Here is a 16,616-nt window from a genome sequence, read left to right as displayed (position 1 = left end):
GGTCCTACGGGTTCACCCGCAGGCCGAGCAGCCAGGTGTTGCCGCTGAAGCTCGATCCGCTCGTGGAGCTGTCGATCTGCTGGTAGATGTAGCTGCCGCGCATCGTCAGCCAGCGGTTGAAGCGGTAGTCGAGCCGGGCGGTGGCCGAGAAGCCGCGCTCGTTGATGGCGAGGCGGTCGTAGTCGCTGGCGAGGTAGCCGGCGCCCACGGTGATCGAGAGGTTGCGCAGGAGGTCGTGCTGGACTTCCAGCGTCCCCGCCTGGGTGCGCACGCCGCTCGATCCGGGCAGGCTCGTCTCGACGATGCCGGCGGCGGCGGTGAGCCGGACCGTGGTCAGCGGGCTCGCCGTCCATATCAGGGAGGCGTTCACCACCGGCGAGGTCAGGTCGCGCAGCCGCGGGTCGTCGTAGGTGCGGTGCTCGAAGCCGGCCGAGACCTCGCCCGAGACCAGCCGCGTCAGCGCGAACACCGCGCCGGCCGAGAGGGTGACGCCGTCGGAGTCACGGCGGATCCCGTTGAAATCGGTCCTCTGGTCGTAGACGCGGGTGTTGCCGAGCACGTCGACGAAGGGCGAGATCACCGGCGAGATCTCGTAGGCCGCCCGCATGCGCAATCCGTACTGGTTCAGGTTGCGGTCGGCCTGGGAGAGGATCGTGCCGTTGGTCAGCCGCGCGTCCTCGAACTCCGAGCGGTCGACGAGACCGCGCAGGCTCACCTGCAGCCGGTTGAAGGTCTCGGTGACGCCCACCGTCGTGCCGTAGCTGGCCACGATCGGCCGGCCGGCGACGGTGGCGTTGAGGTCCGGGCTGCCGGCGCGCAGGGTGTCGACGAGGAAGCGCCCCTCGACGTCGATGCGGGTGTCGCGGTTGGCGTCAATGCGCAGGCGCACGTTGCCCGCACCGTTGGGACGGTCGGCGGCCTCGTTGTCGGGATAGGTGTTGTAGCCGGCCCGCAGTTCGCCGGCGAGTTCGTGGGCCGACCAGTCGCTGCGGAAGTTCAAATCGCCTTCGGTGCGCAGGGCCAGCGAGCTCCTGGCCGCCCGGTTGACCACCTGTTCCGGGTTGGTGTCGTAGCCGATGCTCTGCTGCACGCTCGGCAGGACCGTGAAGGTGCCGAGCCGCAGGCCCAGCGGGGCATAGGCGTCGTCGACGACCAGCGGCCGCCGCAGGGCGGCATTGAGCACGGCGCCGGGCGTCGACAGCCCGGCCAGCGGCAGGGTGCCGGGGGAGCCGGCCACGACGGGAAGCGGCACTCCGACGACGGGGTTCTGGACGACGGGCGAGAGGCGCAGGTCCGGCGGCGGGATCTGCGTCACCTGCCGCGTGACCGCGCTCGTGGCCGAGCCGAGCCGGCGCGGCGGCGCCGCGCGCTGGCGCAGGAGGTTGGCCGGCGCCCGGTTGTTGATGCCGCTCGAGGCCCCGCCGATACGGCCGGTCCCGGCCCGCGTCGCGCCGGTGAAGGCCGATGCCCCCGCCCGTGCGCTCGATCCGCCGTCGAGGCCGCCTCCGCCGGAGGCGTCGCCCGTCGCGGCGTTGCCGGGCGTCGCGGCGGCCGGCGTCGCGATGCCCCGCAGGCCGTCGGTGCCGGTCTGCGCGGATGGATCGGGGATCGCCTGGGCGACGGCCTGCGAGGGTGCCAGCGCCAGCGCGAAGGCGAGGGCGGCCACGGCCTGGCCGTTCCGGATCGGCGTTGCGCGCATCACCGGCCGACGTCGCTCCGCTCATCCCCCGCGCCCACCGCCGGGGCTCGTCCCCGGCGTCGTCGTGGTTAACCGAGCTACAACGATCGCGGTTAATGCACCGTCAACGGGCGCCGGGCGAGGCGATGCGGCCGCGATCCGACCATTGTCTTGCGCGATAGCGCGATCGCGGCGATGGAACCCGCAAGGCGGAGACACGGGCGGGCATGGTACAGGCGGACCGGATCACGATGGCACCCGAGGGCGGCGACATGGAGCACAGCCCCGCGGTCGCCTCGGCCCTGCGCACCATCGAGACCGAGCGCGAAGGCCTCGGCGCCCTGATGGAGGCCATCGGCAACGGCCTGGGCGATGCCTTCACGGCGGCGGTGGCGCTGATCGTGGCCGCGCGCGGGCGCGTGATCCTCACCGGCATGGGCAAGTCCGGCCACGTCAGCCGCAAGATCGCCGCGACCCTCGCCTCCACCGGCACGCCGGCCCTCTACGTCCACCCGGCCGAGGCGAGCCACGGCGACCTCGGCATGGTGCAGCCCGAGGACGTGGTGGTGGCCCTGTCGTGGTCGGGCGAGACCACGGAACTCGCCGACATCATCGGCTACGCCCGGCGCTATCGCGTCGGCCTCATCGCCGTCACCTCCAACCCGGCATCCACCCTCGGCCGGGAGGCGGACGTGTGCCTGACCCTGCCGCAGGCCCGCGAGGCCTGCCCCAACGGCCTGGCGCCCACCACCTCGACGGCGATGCAGCTGGCGCTGGGCGATGCGCTGGCCATCGCGCTCCTGGAGGCGCGCGGGTTCTCGGCGCGGGAGTTCGGCATCTATCATCCGGGCGGCAAGCTCGGGGCCTCCCTGCGCCAGGTCCGCGAGGTCATGCACGCCGGAGAGCGGCTGCCCGTGGTCGCGCGGGGCACCGCGGTGCGCGCGGCCATCGCCGAGATCGACGCCAAGGGCGTCGGCTCGGTGGTGGTGGTGGAGGCGGACGGGCGCCTGGCCGGGATCGTCACCGACGGCGACCTGCGCCGCAACATGTTCCGCTCCGACCTCGACGGCCTGCGCATCGAGGCCCTGATGACGGCCAAGCCACGCACAGTGAACCCGGAGACCCTGCTGGCCAAGGCCCTCGAGATCCAGGAGTCGATGAAGATCACATCGATCATCGTGGTGGTGGACGACCGCCCGGTCGGCCTCGTCCACTACCACGACCTGCTGCGCGCCGGCGTCGCCTGAAGACTGCTGCGACGACGCACGGTCACGCCCGGCCAGCGCTTCATACCATCAGGCAATCCATCACCGGGTCGAGCAAGCGGTCGACACCGGCCCGCGCGACCTCTGCGGGCCCGAACACGCCGTCGAGGGCGAGGCGCGCCAGGCCGTGGACCAGCGACCAGCAGGCCACCGCCCGCGGGTCGGGCTCGTCGGGCCACCGTTGCGCGGCCACGAACGGCCGGTCCGCCACCGCCGCCGCCAGGAGCCCGAACGCCCGCGCCGAGGCCTGGGCGTAGGCGGCGTCCGCCGGATCGATGCGCGCGCAGCGCCACATCGTGTCGAACTCGGCCGGATGGTCGAGGGCAAAGTGCAGGTAGGCGCGGCCCTGGCCGCGGATGCGGGCATCGCGGTCCCCCGCCGCCGCATCGGCCTCTGCGAGCGCGTCGCCGAGCAGGTGGAAGCCGCGCGTCGCCACCGCGGTAAGCAGCCCGCGCGCATCGCCGAAATGGTGCTGGGGGGCGGCCGGCGAGACCCCCGCCCGCCGTGCGGTCTCGCGCAGCGAGAAACCGTCGATCCCGCGCTCGCGCAGGCAGTCCGTCGCCGCGGCGATCAATGCGGCCGGCAGGTCGCCGTGGTGATAGCCCTCGGGCTTGGCCGCCGATCGCTTGACAGTGTCAAGATCATCGCTCATGTTCGATCTGTACGACGTAAAGATTGATCCGATCAAGCCATGATCGCGGCGCCCGCCCTGTTCTCCCTCGCCAACGCGGTCGCCCTGGCCGCCTGGATCGCGCTCGGCCTGTCGCTGTTCGTGCCCCGGTGGCGGCCCTGGACGTTCCTCGTGACCGGCCTCGCCCTGCCGGGGCTGTTCGGGATAGCCTATGGCGGGGCCCTCGCCGCCGGGCTGGCCGGCGGGGCCGGCGGCGGGTTCTCGTCGATTCAAGACGTGCGCGCCCTATTCGCGAACGACCACGCCCTCACCGCGGGCTGGATCCACTACCTCGCCTTCGATCTTGTCGTCGGCACCTGGATCGCCCGCAGCGGGCTGGCGGCGGGGCTGTCGCCGCTCCTGATCCTGCCCTGCCTCGTCCTCACCTTCCTCGTCGGTCCCCTCGGGCTGCTGCTGGCCCTCGTCATCCGCGCCGGCACAGGGACACTCGGTACGGAGGCCCGCCCGTGACCGCGCTCACCGCCCCGTCCTCCCTGCGGTCGCCGATCCCGGCGTTGCGCGCGCGAGCGCCGGAACTCACCGCCTTCGGCCTCGCCTGCCTGATGGCCGGCGCCATCGCCCTGTGCCTGCCGCTCGTCGACGGGCGCCAGTTCGGCGGTGCTTCGGTCTGGCTCAAGCCCGCCAAGTTCTTCGCCTCGATCGGCCTGTTCGCACTGACCTCGGCCTGGTTCACCGGCTACGTGCGGCCCGACCGGCGCCGGTCGCGGCCCCTGCGGATCGCCACCGCCCTGCTGATCGGAGCCGGCGGGATGGAGCTCGCCTACATCACCCTGCAGGCGGGGCTCGGGCAGGCCTCGCATTTCAACACCAGCGATCCCGTGCACGGCCTGCTCTACGCCCTGATGGGTGTCGGCGCCCTGACGCTCCTGGCGACCAAGATCCCGCTCGCCGTCGCGATCGCCCGCCGGCCGGTGGCGGGGCTCGACGCGAGCCTTCGCCTCGCCGTGGTGCTGGGCCTCGCCCTCACCGTGATCCTGGGCGGGGCCGGCGGCATCCTGATCAGCCTGAACCAGGGGACGTCCGTCGGCGCGGCCGGTGTGCGCCTGCCCCTGCTCGGCTGGAACCTCGGCGGCGGCGACCTCAGGGTCGGGCATTTCCTCGGGATGCACGCCGAGCAGGCTCTTCCGATCCTGGCGGCCCTGGCACTCCGCGCCCGCCTGCCGTTGCGGCCGATGCTGGTGGCCCTGGCGGCGCTGGCCTGGGCGGGGCTGACGCTGGCGGCCATCCTGCAGGCGAGAGCCGGGATCGCCGTCCCGTTCGGATGACGATGGCGCGGTTTGGGTGAGGGGGCCCTCGGCCTCACGAAAGGGCGTCAGGACCCTTGTCCGACGGGTTCGAAACTGATGCGCAGGCTGGTCCCCGTCGCCCTGGCGAAACGTTCGAGTGTCCGCGCCGACGGTTTCGAGCGTCCGGTTTCGAGGCGCGCGATGGCGCTCTGGGAGGTCTCCATCCGCTGCGCCAGTTCCTCCTGCGTCAGCCCCGCCCTCGATCGTGCGGCGATCAAGGCGCGGGCCAGGGCAAACTCCTCTTCGAGGTCGACGTAGGCCTTGCGATAGTCCTCGTCCGTCATCCATTTCGCGTGAAGGTCTGTCATCTTGGTCATGGAACCTCACTCGCCCTCTTGCGGGCCGTATCGAGTTCACGCTGCGGGGTCTTTTGGGTCTTCTTGACGAACACCCGCACGATCACGACGCGTCGGCCAGCTACCGTGACGTAGATGGCGCGGGAGATGCCGCTCTTGGCCTTGACCCGAATCTCCCACAGCTTTCCGTCGAGGTGCTTCACCGTGTCGTGACGCAGGCCCTCGAAACCGACGGCCTCGATCAGCATGGCGATCCGCACGAGCCGCGCCCTCAGATCCGCGGGCAGATCCTCGATCTCGGCGTCGACCGCCGCATTCAGGGTCTCGACGCTCCACATGCCGCATTATATCAAAAATGATATCGACCCGTCCATCGGCTTCCTTGCCCCTACGGCATCGATCCGATGGCAACACGCCGCCGCCTCCCCTATGCTCGGCCCCGTGCCCCGCTCCGATGTCGCCCCCGTCCGTCGCCTCGATCCGATCCTCGTCGACCGCATCGCCGCCGGCGAGGTGGTCGAGCGGCCGGCCTCGGCGGTCAAGGAACTCGTCGAGAACGCCATCGATGCGGGCGCGCATGCCATCGAGGTGACGATCGAGGCGGGCGGGCGCCGGCTGATCCGGGTGGTCGACGACGGCGCCGGCATGAGCGCGGACGACCTCGCCCTGGCGGTGGAGCGCCACGCCACCTCCAAGCTGCCCGACGGCGACCTCGGACGGATCGCCTCGCTCGGCTTTCGTGGCGAGGCGCTGCCGTCCATCGGCGCGGTGGCGCGCCTGTCCATCACCACGCGCACGGACACGGCCGAGACCGGGGCGAGCCTCGTGGTCGAGGCGGGCGTGAAGGGCGAGGTGAGACCGGCCTCCGCTGCCCGCGGCACCCGCGTCGAGGTGAGCGACCTGTTCAGCGCCACCCCGGCCCGGCTGAAGTTCCTTAAATCCGACCGGGCCGAGACCACCGCCATCGGCGACATCCTGCGGCGGCTGGCGGTGGCGCAGCCGGCGATCCGCTTCACCCTGCGCACCGAGAGCGCGAGCCCGATGGTCTTTCCCGCCGAGGCCGAGCCCGGACCGGCCGCGACCCTGCGCCGGCTGGTCGCGGTGCTCGGCGCCGATTTCGGGGCCAACGCGGTCCCCCTGGCGATGGCCCGCGAGGGCTTCTCGCTCACCGGACACATCGGCCTGCCGACCTACCACCGGGGGGCGGCGAGCCACATCCACTTCACCGTCAACGGCCGGCCGGTGCGCGACCGGCTGCTGCTCGGCGCCGTGCGCGGCGCCTATGCCGACACCATGAGCACCGACCGCCATCCGGTGCTAGCCCTCGCCATCGCCTGCGAGCCGGGCCTCGTCGACGTCAACGTGCATCCGGCCAAGACCGAGGTGCGCTTCCGCGAGCCGGGCCTCGTGCGCGCGCTGATCGTCAGCGCCATCCACGAGACCCTGCGCCAGGCCGGAGCCCGCTCGGCCACCACCGCGGCCATGCGCACCTTGGAGGCCCTGCGCACCCACGAGACCCTGCACGCCCAAGAGACCCTGCACGCCCAAGAGACCTTTCGCCCGGTGGCGCGCGCGCCCATGAGCGTCCATTCCGGGGCCGGCCCGCATGGCCGTCGCAGCGTCCCGCTGCCGCCGGGGATACCCTCCTTCGGCGCCCCCGCGGGATACGGCCAACCGCCGCGTCACGACGGTTTCGGCGAGACGGCCCAGTCGCTGTTCCGCGGCGAGGAGGCGCCGCCCGCCGCCGACCTGCGGCCGGACGAGGCGCCCGAGACCGACGGGCATCCCCTCGGGGCGGCACGCGCGCAGATCCACGAGACCTACATTCTCGCCCAGACCGGCGACGGCCTCGTCATCGTCGACCAGCACGCGGCGCACGAGCGCCTGGTCTACGAGCGCCTGAAGCGCCAGCGCGCGGCCGGCGGCATCGCCCGGCAGGGGCTCCTGATCCCCGACGTGGTGGAGTTGGCGCCCGGCGACGCCGCGCGACTGCTCGAGGCGGCACCCGACCTCGATCGGCTCGGCCTCGCCATCGAGGCGTTCGGCCCGGGCGCGGTGCTGGTGCGCGAGATCCCCGCGGTCCTGGCCGGGGCCGCGATCCGCGATCTCGTCATCGATATCCTCGACGGGCTGTCGGAATCCGGCCTGGAGGAGGGCAGCCCCGACGGCGACGAGGGTGGCCCGCTCGGGCGGCGCCTCGACGCGATCCTCTCGCGCATGAGCTGCCACGGCTCGGTCCGGGCCGGGCGCCGCCTGCGCCCTGAGGAGATGAACGCCATCCTGCGCGAGATGGAGGCGACCCCACTGTCGGGCTCGTGCAACCACGGCCGCCCGACCTTCGTCGAGCTCAAGCTCGCCGACATCGAACGGCTGTTCGGCCGGCGGTAGCGATATGCGTCGTGACGGGCTGGATCGGAGTCGTCAGGCCGCGGTGTCTCAGGCTGGAGGCTTGGCTCCGCCTGCGGCCTCGATCAGGGCATCGTCGATGGCCGCCGCGCGCCGTGCCGCCGGCCGGGCGTCGAGATGCGCGACATAGGCCTCGAAGGCCGGGCGCCGTTCCAGCAGTCCAAAACCCATGCCCCAGGAGAGATGCGCGCCCACGTAGAGGTCGGCCGCGCTGAAGGCGTCGCCCACGAGATATCGGCGCCCGGCGACCGCGCCCTCCAGGGTGTCGAGCACCTCGGCCATGCTGCCGTAGCCGACCATGCCCTTGCGCTCGGGCGGCACCGCGACGCCGAGCGCGGTGTTCAGGACCGCCGCTTCCACCGGCCCGGCGGCGAAGAACAGCCAGCGGTAATAGGGGCCGCGGTCGAAGCTGCCGGACGGCGGGGCGAGGCCGGCCTCGGGAAACGCATCGGCGAGATAGGCGCAGATCGCCGCCGTTTCGGTGACCACGGTGTCGCCGTGCCGGATCGCCGGCACCTTCCCCATCGGGTTGACCGCCCTGTAGTCGGCCGCCTTCATCGCGTCGCCGTAGCCGAGGAGTTCGGTGCGGTAGGGCCGGCCGACCTCCTCCAGCATCCAGCGCGCGATCCGCCCGCGCGACATCGGGTGGGTATAGAGGACGAGGTCGTGCGTCATGGGGATCCGCTCCACCGGCTGTCGTCGCGAGGGGCGGCCATGATGCCACGGATCGGGGCGTGGCAGGAGGGACGGTGACACGCCGGGCCGGCCGTTGCGGCCAGGCCGGGCGACGGCGATCGCGCGGCGGGGCAACCCCGCCCATGAAAAAAGCGCGGCCCCGAAGGACCGCGCTTGTTCGAGCACAGCAAGGGCGAGGGTTTACTCGCTGGCGTTGCGGCGTTCGCCGCGCTCGCGGCGGGGCTCCTGGTCGCCACCGCGCACCCGGTCCTGGTCCGCGTTGCGCTCGGCCTTGAGCTTCTCGGTGAGGTCCTCGCCGGTCTCCTGGTCGACGACCTTCATGGACAGGCGGATCTTGCCGCGGTCGTCGGCGCCGAGGAACTTTACCTTCACCTTCTGGCCATCCTTGACCACGTCCGTCACCTTGGCGACCCGCTGGGCGGCGAGCTCCGAGATGTGGACGAGGCCGTCCTTGGCGCCGAAGAAGTTCACGAAGGCGCCGAACTCCATGCACTTCACGACGGTGCCGTCGTAGATCATGCCGACTTCGGCCTCCGCCACGATCGAGCGGATCCAGTTGTAGGCGGCCTTGATGGCCTTGCCGTCGCTGGAGGCGATCTTCACCGTGCCGGTGTCGTCGATGTTGATCTTGGCGCCGGTCTTCTCGACGATCTCGCGGATCACCTTGCCGCCGGTGCCGATCACTTCCCGGATCTTGTCGGTGGGGATCTGCATGGTCTCGATGCGGGGCGCATATTCGCCGAGCTCGGGACGGGCGTCGGTGAGCGCCTTGGCCATCTCGCCGAGGATGTGGACGCGGCCTTCCTGCGCCTGGTGCAGGGCGATCCGCATGATCTCCTCGGTGATGCCGGCGATCTTGATGTCCATCTGCAGCGAGGTGATGCCGCTCTCGGTGCCGGCCACCTTGAAGTCCATGTCGCCCAGGTGATCCTCGTCGCCGAGGATGTCGGAGAGCACGGCGTAGCGCTCACCCTCGAGGATGAGGCCCATGGCGATGCCGGCGACGGGCCGGCGCAGGGGCACGCCCGCATCCATCAGCGCCAGCGAGGCGCCGCAGACGGAGGCCATCGACGAGGAGCCGTTGGACTCGGTGATCTCGGACACGACGCGGATCGTGTACGGGAACTCGTGGGCCGGCGGCAGCACGGGATGCACGGCACGCCAGGCGAGCTTGCCGTGGCCGATCTCGCGACGGCCCGGCGAACCCATGCGGCCGGTCTCGCCCACCGAGTAGGGAGGGAAGTTGTAGTGCAGCAGGAAGGTCTCCTTGTAGGTGCCTTCCAGCGCGTCGATGAACTGCTCGTCCTCGCCGGTGCCGAGCGTGGCCACCACCAGCGCCTGGGTCTCGCCGCGGGTGAACAGGGCCGAGCCGTGGGCGCGCGGCAGCACGCCGGCCTCGGACACGATCGGGCGCACGGTGCGGACGTCGCGGCCGTCGATGCGGCTGCCGGTGTCGAGCACGTTCCAGCGCACCACCTTCGACTGGGCCTCCTTGAAGGCGGCCTTGACCTTCTCGGGCGCGTACTTGGCCTCGCCCTCGGCGGGGCAGAGGGCGGCCATCACCGTCGCCTTGACGGCGTCGACGGCGGCGTAGCGCTCCTGCTTGACGGTGTTCTTGTAGGCGGCGCGGAGTTCCGTCTCGCAGATCGCCAGGACGGCCTTCTCGACCTCCTCGTTCTCCGGGGCGGTGAAGTTGCGCGGCTCCTTGGCGGCCTTCTCGGCGAGCCGGATGATGGCGTCGATGACCGGCTGGAAATGCTTGTGGCCGAACATCACGGCGCCGAGCATCACGTCCTCGTCGAGTTCCTTGGCCTCGGACTCGACCATCAGGACGGCGTCCTGGGTGCCGGCGACGACGAGGTCGAGGGAGGAGGTCTCCATCTCGGGAACGGGTGGGTTGAGCTTGTACTGACCGCCGATGTAGCCGACGCGCGCCGCGCCGATCGGGCCGGTGAAGGGCACGCCCGAGAGGGTGAGGGCGGCCGAGGCCGCGACCATCGCCAGGACGTCGGGATCGTTCTCGAGGTCGTGGGTCAGGACGGTGATGACGACCTGGGTGTCGTTGCGCCAGCCCTCGACGAAGAGGGGACGGATCGGCCGGTCGATGAGGCGGGAGACCAAGGTCTCCTTCTCGGAGGGACGGCCTTCGCGCTTGAAGTAGCCGCCGGGGATGCGGCCGGCGGCGTAGGCGCGCTCCTGGTAGTTCACGGTGAGCGGCAGGAAGTCGATGCCGGCCTTGGGCTCCTTGGCGGAGACGACCGTGGCGAGCACGGAGGTGTCGCCGTAGGTCGCCATCACGGCGGCGTCGGCCTGGCGGGCGACCTTGCCGGTCTCGAGGACGAGCTTGCGGTCGCCCCAGATCAGCTCTTCACGTTGAACGTCGAACATATCGTTTTTCCTTGCCATCATGCGGTCGGGCGGACCCGGCGCGGCCAGGGGCAAGATGGCGAGGGGCTCTTCGCGATGACGAAAAGTCCCTTGCGATCCTGTCCCCGGCTCTTGCGCCTCCAAGTCGCCCGAGGGTCGCGCGGCCGGACCCATTCCGGCAGCGCGGTTACGAAAACGCGGCCCTGAGTCGAACTCGGGACCGCGTGGAAAAAACCGCCTTAGCGGCGGATGCCGAGACGCTCGATGAGGCTGCGGTAGCGGGCCTCGTCCTTGCCCTTGACGTAGTCGAGCAGCGAGCGGCGCTGCGAGACCATCTTCAGGAGGCCGCGACGGGAGTGGTTGTCCTTGCCGTGGGTCTTGAAGTGGCCGGTGAGGTTGGTGATCCGCTCGGTGAGGATCGCCACCTGGACCTCCGGCGAACCGGTGTCCTTGCCGCCCTGCGCGTATTCCTTGATGAGCGCGGTCTTGCGCTCTGCCGTGATCGACATCGCTATCCCCTTCGGTTGGGTTGGGTCGGGTTGCGCGGCCACGCGAACGGGAGGCCATGCGACGCTCGGGTCGGGCCGCTGCCGGGATGTCGTCCAGCAGGGTCGCGCCACAAGCAGGTTCGGCCCCGTGCCCGTTGCCGGGTCGAGGCTGCGCCGGTCATACACGAAACCACGCGGGACGCCACCCCCGGGCGCGGGACGCGCCCCCCGGGGAGCGGACGTGCCTTCATGCTCCCGTCATCCCGTCGCGCTAGCCGCCGATGCCGGCGAAGAGGGATCAACGATGCGTGCGTTCGCGAAGGCGACGGTCCTCCTCCTGGCATTGCTGCTGCCGGCGGCGGCTCAAGGCTCCCGAGCGGCCCAGATCGGGCCGCGCCCGTTCCACCTCGTCGACACCATGAAGCCCGGCCCCCTCAAGGACAGGCTCGCCGCCTGCGGCACGGACCGGGCCTACACCGCCAAAAGCTTCTCGATCTCGCACCGGGGCGCCCCGCTCCAGTTCCCCGAGCACACCCGAGAGGGCGTGCTGGCGGCGGCCCGGATGGGGGCGGGGATCATCGAGTGCGACGTCACCTTCACGAGGGACCGGCAGCTCGTGTGCCGGCACGCCCAGTGCGACCTTCACACCACCACCGACATCCTGGCCCGGCCGGACCTGGCGGCCCGATGCACGAAGGCCTTCACCCCCGCCGATCCGGCCACCGGCGCCAAGGCCTCGGCCACCTGCTGCACCAGCGACCTGACGCTGGCCGAATTCAAGTCCCTGAAACCGAAGATGGACGCGGCCGACCCCGACGCCACCACGCTGGCCGGCTACATGAACGCGACCCCGCGCTGGCGCACGGATCTCCATGCCGCCGGCACCACCCTGATGACGCACAAGGAGTACATCGCCCTCGTCAAATCGCTCGGCCGCCGGTTCACGCCCGAACTGAAGGCGCCCGAGGTGCCGATGCCGTTCGCGGGAACCTACACCGAGGACGACTACGCCCGGCAGATGATCGACGAGTACAGGCAGGCGGGGATCCCGGCCACGGACGTGTTCCCCCAGAGCTTCCGGCTGCGCGACGTGCTGTTCTGGCTCGAGGCCGATCCCGCCTTCGGCCGCCAGGCCTTCCTCCTCGACAACCGCGACGAGACCGACCCAGGCTTCGATCCCGCCAGGCCCGAAACGTGGAGCCCGAGCATGGCCGATCTCGTCGCCAAGGGGGTGCGGACCCTGGCGCCGCCCCTGTGGATGCTGGTGACGCTCTCGCCGGAAGGGGCGATCGTCCCCTCGGCCTACGCCCGCGAGGCGAAACGCGCCGGGCTCGACCTGATCGCCTGGTCGCTGGAGCGGTCCGGGCCGCTCGCGGCCGGCGGCGGCTCCTACTACCGGTCGGTCCGGCCCGCGATCGACCGCGACGGCGACATGCTCACCCTGCTCGACGTGCTCCATGGGCAGGTCGGCGTGCGCGGGGTGTTCTCGGACTGGCCGGCCACCACCACCTTCTACGCCAACTGCGTCGGGGCCGACTGAGCAGGTTTCGCAAAAGCGGCCACCGTTTTCGCGTCGACGACCTGCGACACACCGATGACCTGAGCGGGGTGAAGCGTTGGCTCGCCAACGCGAACCTGCCGAGGGCGCGCCGCTGGCCCGGAACGTGCCAGCCCCGGAATCCCGCCACCGCCCGGCCGGTGCCGGCCTCCGTACCGGCCTCGGCTCCACGACCGAATGCGATCGGCTTGACGGTCGCCGAGGTCCGATGTGAGGTGTCACCTGCCCAGGGCGTCACGACAGGCGAATGCCGGTCCGCCGATATCCAAACGGCCTTTGAAGGTGTGCCGATGCCATTCGAGCCCGTCACCCTGTCCGGGCGGCATGTCGAACTCGTCCCCTTGTCGCCCGACCATGGCCAAGCCCTCGCGGAGGCCGTGCGCGACGGCGAGCTCTGGCGGTTGTGGTACACCGCCATCCCCTCGCCGGAGGCGATGGCGGCCGAGATCGACCGTCGGCTCGGCCTTCGGGCAGTGGGTTCCATGCTCCCCTTCACCGTCCTGGACGGCCCCGGCGGCCGACCGGTCGGCATGACGACCTTCATGAACATCGACGCCGCGGGGCCGCGCGCGGAAATCGGCTCGACGTGGTACGCCGCCCGCGTTCAGCGCACCCTGCTCAACACCGAGGCCAAGCTCCTGCTGCTGGCGCACACGTTCGACGGCCTGGGGTGCCTCGCCGTCGAGTTCCGGACGCACGTCATGAACCTGGCGAGCCGCCGCGCCATCGAGCGGATCGGCGCCAAGCTCGACGGCGTCCTGCGCCACCACCAGCGCATGCCGGACGGCACCCTTCGCGACACCTGCGTCTACAGCGTCACGGCGCCCGAATGGCCCATGGTGCGTTCGCATCTGACGTGGCAGCTCGAGAAGCCACGGTAACGGTGTCGCGCAGGAGGGGCCCCTGAGTCTCGCGACGAGCGATCCGCCGATGCCGGCATCCGAGCCCCGCGAGCCCAAGACCCGCGAGCCCAAGACCCGCGAGCCCAAGACCCGAAAGGGGTCGGACCCCATGGCAGTCCCATCATGACCGGCCCCTCGCTTTCGACCGAGCCGACCGACGGCGGAGCGCCGCTGCCCCGCACCCTCACCGCGTTCCACCTCGTCTGCCTCGGGGTCGGAGCCACCATCGGCGCCGGCATCTTCGTGCTCACCGGCACGGCGGCGGCGCGCCATGCCGGGCCGGCGCTCACCCTGTCGTTCGTGCTCGGCGGCATCGCCTGCGGCCTCGTCGCCCTGTGCTACGCCGAGCTCGCCGCCGCCATCCCCGCCTCGGGCTCCACCTATTCCTACGCGAAGGCGACGCTGGGCCCCTTCGCCGCCTGGATCGTCGGGTGGGACCTCCTGCTCGAGTTCGCCATGGCGGCGGCGACCGTCGCGGTGGGCTGGTCGGGCTACGTCCAGAGCCTCCTGCGCGATGCCGGGCTCGCCCTGCCGCCGGCACTCGCCGGCGCGGAAGGGGCGGACGGCGTCGTGAACCTGCCCGCCGTCCTGGTGGTGCTCGCCCTGACGGTGCTGCTGATGGGCGGCAGCCGCGGGTCGAGCCGGGTCAACGCCGCGATGGTGGTGGTGAAGGTCGCCATCATCCTCGCCTTCGTCGCCATCGGAGCGTGGCATGTGAATCCCACCCTGTGGTCGCCCTATATCCCGGAAAGCAGCGGCGGCTTCGGCGAGTTCGGATGGAGCGGGGTCCTGCGGGGGGCCGGTGTCGTGTTCTTCGCCTTCGTCGGCTTCGAGACGGTCTCGACCGCCGCCGCCGAGACCCGGAACCCGCAGCGGGACGCGCCGATCGGGCTCCTGGGTGCCGTCGCCATCAGCACGCTCCTCTACGTCGCGGTGGCGGCGGTGCTCACCGGCCTCGTGCCCTACGCCGCCCTCGACGTCGCCGACCCCATGGCCAAGGCCACCGACGCCATCGGGATCGCCGGCCTCTCCCTCGTCATCAAGGTCGGCGCGATCCTCGGGCTGACGACCTCGGCCCTCACCGCCCTGTTCGGGCAATCGCGCATCCTCTACGCCATGGCCCGGGACGGTGCGCTGCCGCCCCTGTTCGCGCGGGTCCACCCGCGCCGGCGCACCCCCGCCCTCGGACAGGCCGTCGTCGGGGTGTCGACGGCATGCGTGGCCGGGTTCACCCCCATCGACCTGCTCGGCGAACTCGTGAGCATCGGAACGCTGCTGGCCTTCATCGTCGTGTGCATCGCGGTCCTGATGCTGCGGCGGGCCGGACATCCGCGGCCGTTCCGGGCGCCGGGCGGCACGGCGACGCCGGTGCTCGGCATCCTCGCCTGCCTCGTCCTGATGGCGGGCCTGCCCTGGGAGACCTGGGCCCGCCTTTCCGCCTGGCTCGGTCTCGGCCTCGTCGTCCACGCGCTCCATCGCCGGGCGGCCGCAGCGCGCGCGGACGGCGGCGTCACCCGCTAGCCACAGGGGGCACGCAACCCGCGCAGGTGCGTTGAGGACCGGTTAACCATTCCGTCGGTATCGCTTAACTCACGCTGCACAAGAACCAGATCGCTGGACCGATGACCGCACGCGCTCGCCTCGTCCTCGCCCTGGCGCTCTCCCTGTGCGCATCCTGGCCGGCCTCGGCCGAGACCGGCGCGGCGCCGGCGGTCGCCATCGGCGCCGACCTCAACGCCGGCGCCAACGGCACCACCAGGCTCACCCTCACCCTGTCGAAGGCGGTGGAGGCGCGCGCCTTCGTGATGGAGCGCCCCGACCGAGTGGTGATCGACCTGGCGGAGGTGAACTTCCAGCTCGGCCCGGAGGCCGGGCGCAGGCGCGAGGGGCTGGTGTCCTCGTTCCGCTACGGCCTGTTCGCGCCGGGACGCTCGCGCATCGTGGTCGATCTCACCCAGCCCGCCACCGTCGGTCGCATCGAGACCACCACCCGCGCCAGGGACGGGGCGGTGCTGCTCTCCATCGAGGTGCAGCGCGCCGACCGCGACGCCTTCCGCCGCGCCGCCGTGGCGAGCGACCCGGCCCCGGCCGGCCGCAAGGCCGCAGCCCTCCCCGAGAAGACCGACCTGCGCCCGCTGATCATGGTCGACGCCGGCCACGGCGGCACCGATCCGGGCGCCATCGCCAGCACCGGCGTGTTCGAGAAGGACATCGTGTTCGGCTTCGCCCAGGCCCTGGTCGGCCGGCTCGAGGCCTCCGGCCGCTACCGGGTGCGGATGACCCGCGACCGCGACGTGTTCGTGCCGCTCTCCGAGCGGGTCCGCCTCGCCCGCGAGGCGAACGCCGACCTGTTCGTCTCGATCCACGCCGATTCGATCTCGTCGGCGCCGCAGGTGCGCGGCGCCACGATCTACACCGGCTCGGAGCGCGCCACCGACACCGAATCGGCCAAGCTCGCGGACCGCGAGAACAAGGCCGATGCCGCCGCCGGCACCGAATCGAACGCCGCCCCGGCCCAGGTCGCCGACATCCTGCAGGAGCTCACCCTGCGCGAGACCCGCGGCTTCTCGTCCGGATTCGCAAAGGGGCTGATGGCGCACCTCGGCCCGGTGATGGAGATGAGCCCGAAACCCCACCGCGAGGCGGGCTTCGTGGTGCTGCGCTCGCCGGACGTGCCTTCGGTGCTGGTGGAACTCGGCTACCTGTCGAGCAAGCGCGACCTCGACCTGCTGCAGTCGGACACCTGGCGCGTCGAGGTCACCGGGGGCATGGCCAAGGCCATCGACGCCTTCTTCGGCAACCGCACAACCCTGACGCGACCCGACAGCACCCGGCGCTCGGCCTCGGTCGCCCCAGTTTCACCATAGAAAGGGTGTGCAAGCGGGGCTCCACGCCAACCCGGTTCGCCGGTCGTGGACGGCTCGGACAGGCCCCGTCGGGGATCCCGCGAGCCGTCGCGCGGCGCACCCGGGCGTAAGGCGGC

At 71.5% G+C, this 16,616-nt stretch carries 15 protein-coding genes; 8 read left to right on the top strand and 7 right to left on the bottom strand.

Annotation, left to right across the window (positions count from 1 at the left end; genetic code table 11):
- Window positions 1-4: 4 nt before the first annotated feature.
- Entirely contained in the window at window positions 5-1,699 is a 1,695-nt protein-coding gene (locus tag ASF39_RS03955) for an outer membrane beta-barrel protein (RefSeq protein WP_055882727.1), read from the bottom strand.
- Between the two features lie 206 nt (window positions 1,700-1,905).
- On the opposite strand from ASF39_RS03955, the gene ASF39_RS03950 reads away from it, so the two are divergent.
- On the top strand, window positions 1,906-2,925 hold the full coding sequence (locus ASF39_RS03950) for a KpsF/GutQ family sugar-phosphate isomerase (RefSeq protein ID WP_082494338.1): 1,020 nt from the start codon (window positions 1,906-1,908) through the stop codon (window positions 2,923-2,925).
- A 40-nt stretch (window positions 2,926-2,965) separates the two neighbouring features.
- Here ASF39_RS03950 and ASF39_RS03945 read toward each other — a convergent pair whose 3' ends face one another.
- Window positions 2,966-3,595 carry a TetR/AcrR family transcriptional regulator gene (locus tag ASF39_RS03945; RefSeq protein WP_056281211.1) on the bottom strand — a complete coding sequence of 210 codons (630 nt, stop codon included), beginning with the start codon at window positions 3,593-3,595 and terminating at the stop codon, window positions 2,966-2,968.
- Window positions 3,596-3,634: 39 nt separating this feature from the next.
- Here ASF39_RS03945 and ASF39_RS03940 point away from each other — a divergent pair, with 39 nt between their 5' ends.
- Complete coding sequence (locus ASF39_RS03940; protein ID WP_056281209.1) at window positions 3,635-4,084, top strand: ABA4-like family protein; 450 nt, start codon at window positions 3,635-3,637, stop codon at window positions 4,082-4,084.
- Window positions 4,081-4,899, top strand: coding sequence for a hypothetical protein (locus tag ASF39_RS03935; RefSeq protein WP_055882733.1), 819 nt, complete (start codon window positions 4,081-4,083; stop codon window positions 4,897-4,899). Before ASF39_RS03940 ends, ASF39_RS03935 begins: the two co-directional genes overlap by 4 nt.
- Window positions 4,900-4,946: 47 nt before the next feature.
- On the opposite strand, the gene ASF39_RS03930 is transcribed toward ASF39_RS03935, so the two are convergent.
- Window positions 4,947-5,237 carry a helix-turn-helix transcriptional regulator gene (locus tag ASF39_RS03930; protein WP_056281207.1) on the bottom strand — a complete coding sequence of 97 codons (291 nt, stop codon included), beginning with the start codon at window positions 5,235-5,237 and terminating at the stop codon, window positions 4,947-4,949.
- Window positions 5,234-5,554 carry a type II toxin-antitoxin system RelE/ParE family toxin gene (locus tag ASF39_RS03925; protein ID WP_056281206.1) on the bottom strand — a complete coding sequence of 107 codons (321 nt, stop codon included), beginning with the start codon at window positions 5,552-5,554 and terminating at the stop codon, window positions 5,234-5,236. The genes ASF39_RS03930 and ASF39_RS03925 overlap by 4 nt, the downstream gene beginning before the upstream one ends.
- Window positions 5,555-5,645: 91 nt before the next feature.
- Here ASF39_RS03925 and mutL point away from each other — a divergent pair, with 91 nt between their 5' ends.
- Window positions 5,646-7,604, top strand: coding sequence for a DNA mismatch repair endonuclease MutL (mutL, locus tag ASF39_RS03920; protein ID WP_056281204.1), 1,959 nt, complete (start codon window positions 5,646-5,648; stop codon window positions 7,602-7,604).
- Between the two features lie 48 nt (window positions 7,605-7,652).
- Here mutL and ASF39_RS03915 read toward each other — a convergent pair whose 3' ends face one another.
- The 3 genes from ASF39_RS03915 to rpsO all read right to left on the bottom strand — a co-directional run bounded on the left by ASF39_RS03915 (window position 7,653) and on the right by rpsO (window position 11,194).
- Entirely contained in the window at window positions 7,653-8,297 is a 645-nt protein-coding gene (locus tag ASF39_RS03915; protein ID WP_056281201.1) for a glutathione S-transferase family protein, read from the bottom strand.
- 201 nt (window positions 8,298-8,498) lie between these two features.
- Window positions 8,499-10,706 carry a polyribonucleotide nucleotidyltransferase gene (gene pnp / locus ASF39_RS03910; RefSeq protein WP_055882743.1) on the bottom strand — a complete coding sequence of 736 codons (2,208 nt, stop codon included), beginning with the start codon at window positions 10,704-10,706 and terminating at the stop codon, window positions 8,499-8,501.
- A gap of 218 nt (window positions 10,707-10,924) precedes the next feature.
- A complete protein-coding gene (gene rpsO, locus ASF39_RS03905) occupies window positions 10,925-11,194 on the bottom strand; it encodes a 30S ribosomal protein S15 (protein ID WP_055882745.1) in 270 nt (89 codons plus the stop codon).
- A gap of 283 nt (window positions 11,195-11,477) precedes the next feature.
- Here rpsO and ASF39_RS03900 point away from each other — a divergent pair, with 283 nt between their 5' ends.
- The 4 genes from ASF39_RS03900 to ASF39_RS03885 all read left to right on the top strand — a co-directional run bounded on the left by ASF39_RS03900 (window position 11,478) and on the right by ASF39_RS03885 (window position 16,500).
- Window positions 11,478-12,713, top strand: coding sequence for a glycerophosphodiester phosphodiesterase family protein (locus ASF39_RS03900; protein WP_055882747.1), 1,236 nt, complete (start codon window positions 11,478-11,480; stop codon window positions 12,711-12,713).
- A 308-nt stretch (window positions 12,714-13,021) separates the two neighbouring features.
- Complete coding sequence (locus ASF39_RS03895; RefSeq protein WP_056281200.1) at window positions 13,022-13,612, top strand: GNAT family protein; 591 nt, start codon at window positions 13,022-13,024, stop codon at window positions 13,610-13,612.
- 144 nt (window positions 13,613-13,756) lie between these two features.
- Window positions 13,757-15,154 carry an amino acid permease gene (locus tag ASF39_RS03890; protein ID WP_056281198.1) on the top strand — a complete coding sequence of 466 codons (1,398 nt, stop codon included), beginning with the start codon at window positions 13,757-13,759 and terminating at the stop codon, window positions 15,152-15,154.
- 101 nt (window positions 15,155-15,255) lie between these two features.
- Complete coding sequence (locus ASF39_RS03885; RefSeq protein WP_056281196.1) at window positions 15,256-16,500, top strand: N-acetylmuramoyl-L-alanine amidase; 1,245 nt, start codon at window positions 15,256-15,258, stop codon at window positions 16,498-16,500.
- Window positions 16,501-16,616 lie beyond the last annotated feature (116 nt).

Origin of the sequence: Methylobacterium sp. Leaf108, assembly GCF_001423265.1 — a bacterium.
GTDB lineage: Bacteria > Pseudomonadota > Alphaproteobacteria > Rhizobiales > Beijerinckiaceae > Methylobacterium.
The sequence above is the reverse complement of the archived record's forward strand: the minus strand, read 5'-3'. Positions and strand labels throughout refer to the sequence as shown.

What these genes read in the sequence shown, in the direction of transcription:
- ASF39_RS03940 (WP_056281209.1), top strand. Translation starts at nt 3,635, where the DNA reads ATGATCGCGGCGCCCGCCCTGTTCTCCCTCGCCAACGCGGTCGCCCTG.
- ASF39_RS03955 (WP_055882727.1), bottom strand. Translation starts at nt 1,699, where the DNA reads ATGCGCGCAACGCCGATCCGGAACGGCCAGGCCGTGGCCGCCCTCGCC.
- ASF39_RS03890 (WP_056281198.1), top strand. Translation starts at nt 13,757, where the DNA reads ATGACCGGCCCCTCGCTTTCGACCGAGCCGACCGACGGCGGAGCGCCG.
- ASF39_RS03925 (WP_056281206.1), bottom strand. Translation starts at nt 5,554, where the DNA reads ATGTGGAGCGTCGAGACCCTGAATGCGGCGGTCGACGCCGAGATCGAG.
- mutL (WP_056281204.1), top strand. Translation starts at nt 5,646, where the DNA reads ATGCTCGGCCCCGTGCCCCGCTCCGATGTCGCCCCCGTCCGTCGCCTC.
- pnp (WP_055882743.1), bottom strand. Translation starts at nt 10,706, where the DNA reads ATGTTCGACGTTCAACGTGAAGAGCTGATCTGGGGCGACCGCAAGCTC.
- ASF39_RS03915 (WP_056281201.1), bottom strand. Translation starts at nt 8,297, where the DNA reads ATGACGCACGACCTCGTCCTCTATACCCACCCGATGTCGCGCGGGCGG.
- ASF39_RS03945 (WP_056281211.1), bottom strand. Translation starts at nt 3,595, where the DNA reads ATGAGCGATGATCTTGACACTGTCAAGCGATCGGCGGCCAAGCCCGAG.
- rpsO (WP_055882745.1), bottom strand. Translation starts at nt 11,194, where the DNA reads ATGTCGATCACGGCAGAGCGCAAGACCGCGCTCATCAAGGAATACGCG.
- ASF39_RS03895 (WP_056281200.1), top strand. Translation starts at nt 13,022, where the DNA reads ATGCCATTCGAGCCCGTCACCCTGTCCGGGCGGCATGTCGAACTCGTC.
- ASF39_RS03950 (WP_082494338.1), top strand. Translation starts at nt 1,906, where the DNA reads ATGGTACAGGCGGACCGGATCACGATGGCACCCGAGGGCGGCGACATG.
- ASF39_RS03930 (WP_056281207.1), bottom strand. Translation starts at nt 5,237, where the DNA reads ATGACCAAGATGACAGACCTTCACGCGAAATGGATGACGGACGAGGAC.
- ASF39_RS03900 (WP_055882747.1), top strand. Translation starts at nt 11,478, where the DNA reads ATGCGTGCGTTCGCGAAGGCGACGGTCCTCCTCCTGGCATTGCTGCTG.
- ASF39_RS03885 (WP_056281196.1), top strand. Translation starts at nt 15,256, where the DNA reads ATGACCGCACGCGCTCGCCTCGTCCTCGCCCTGGCGCTCTCCCTGTGC.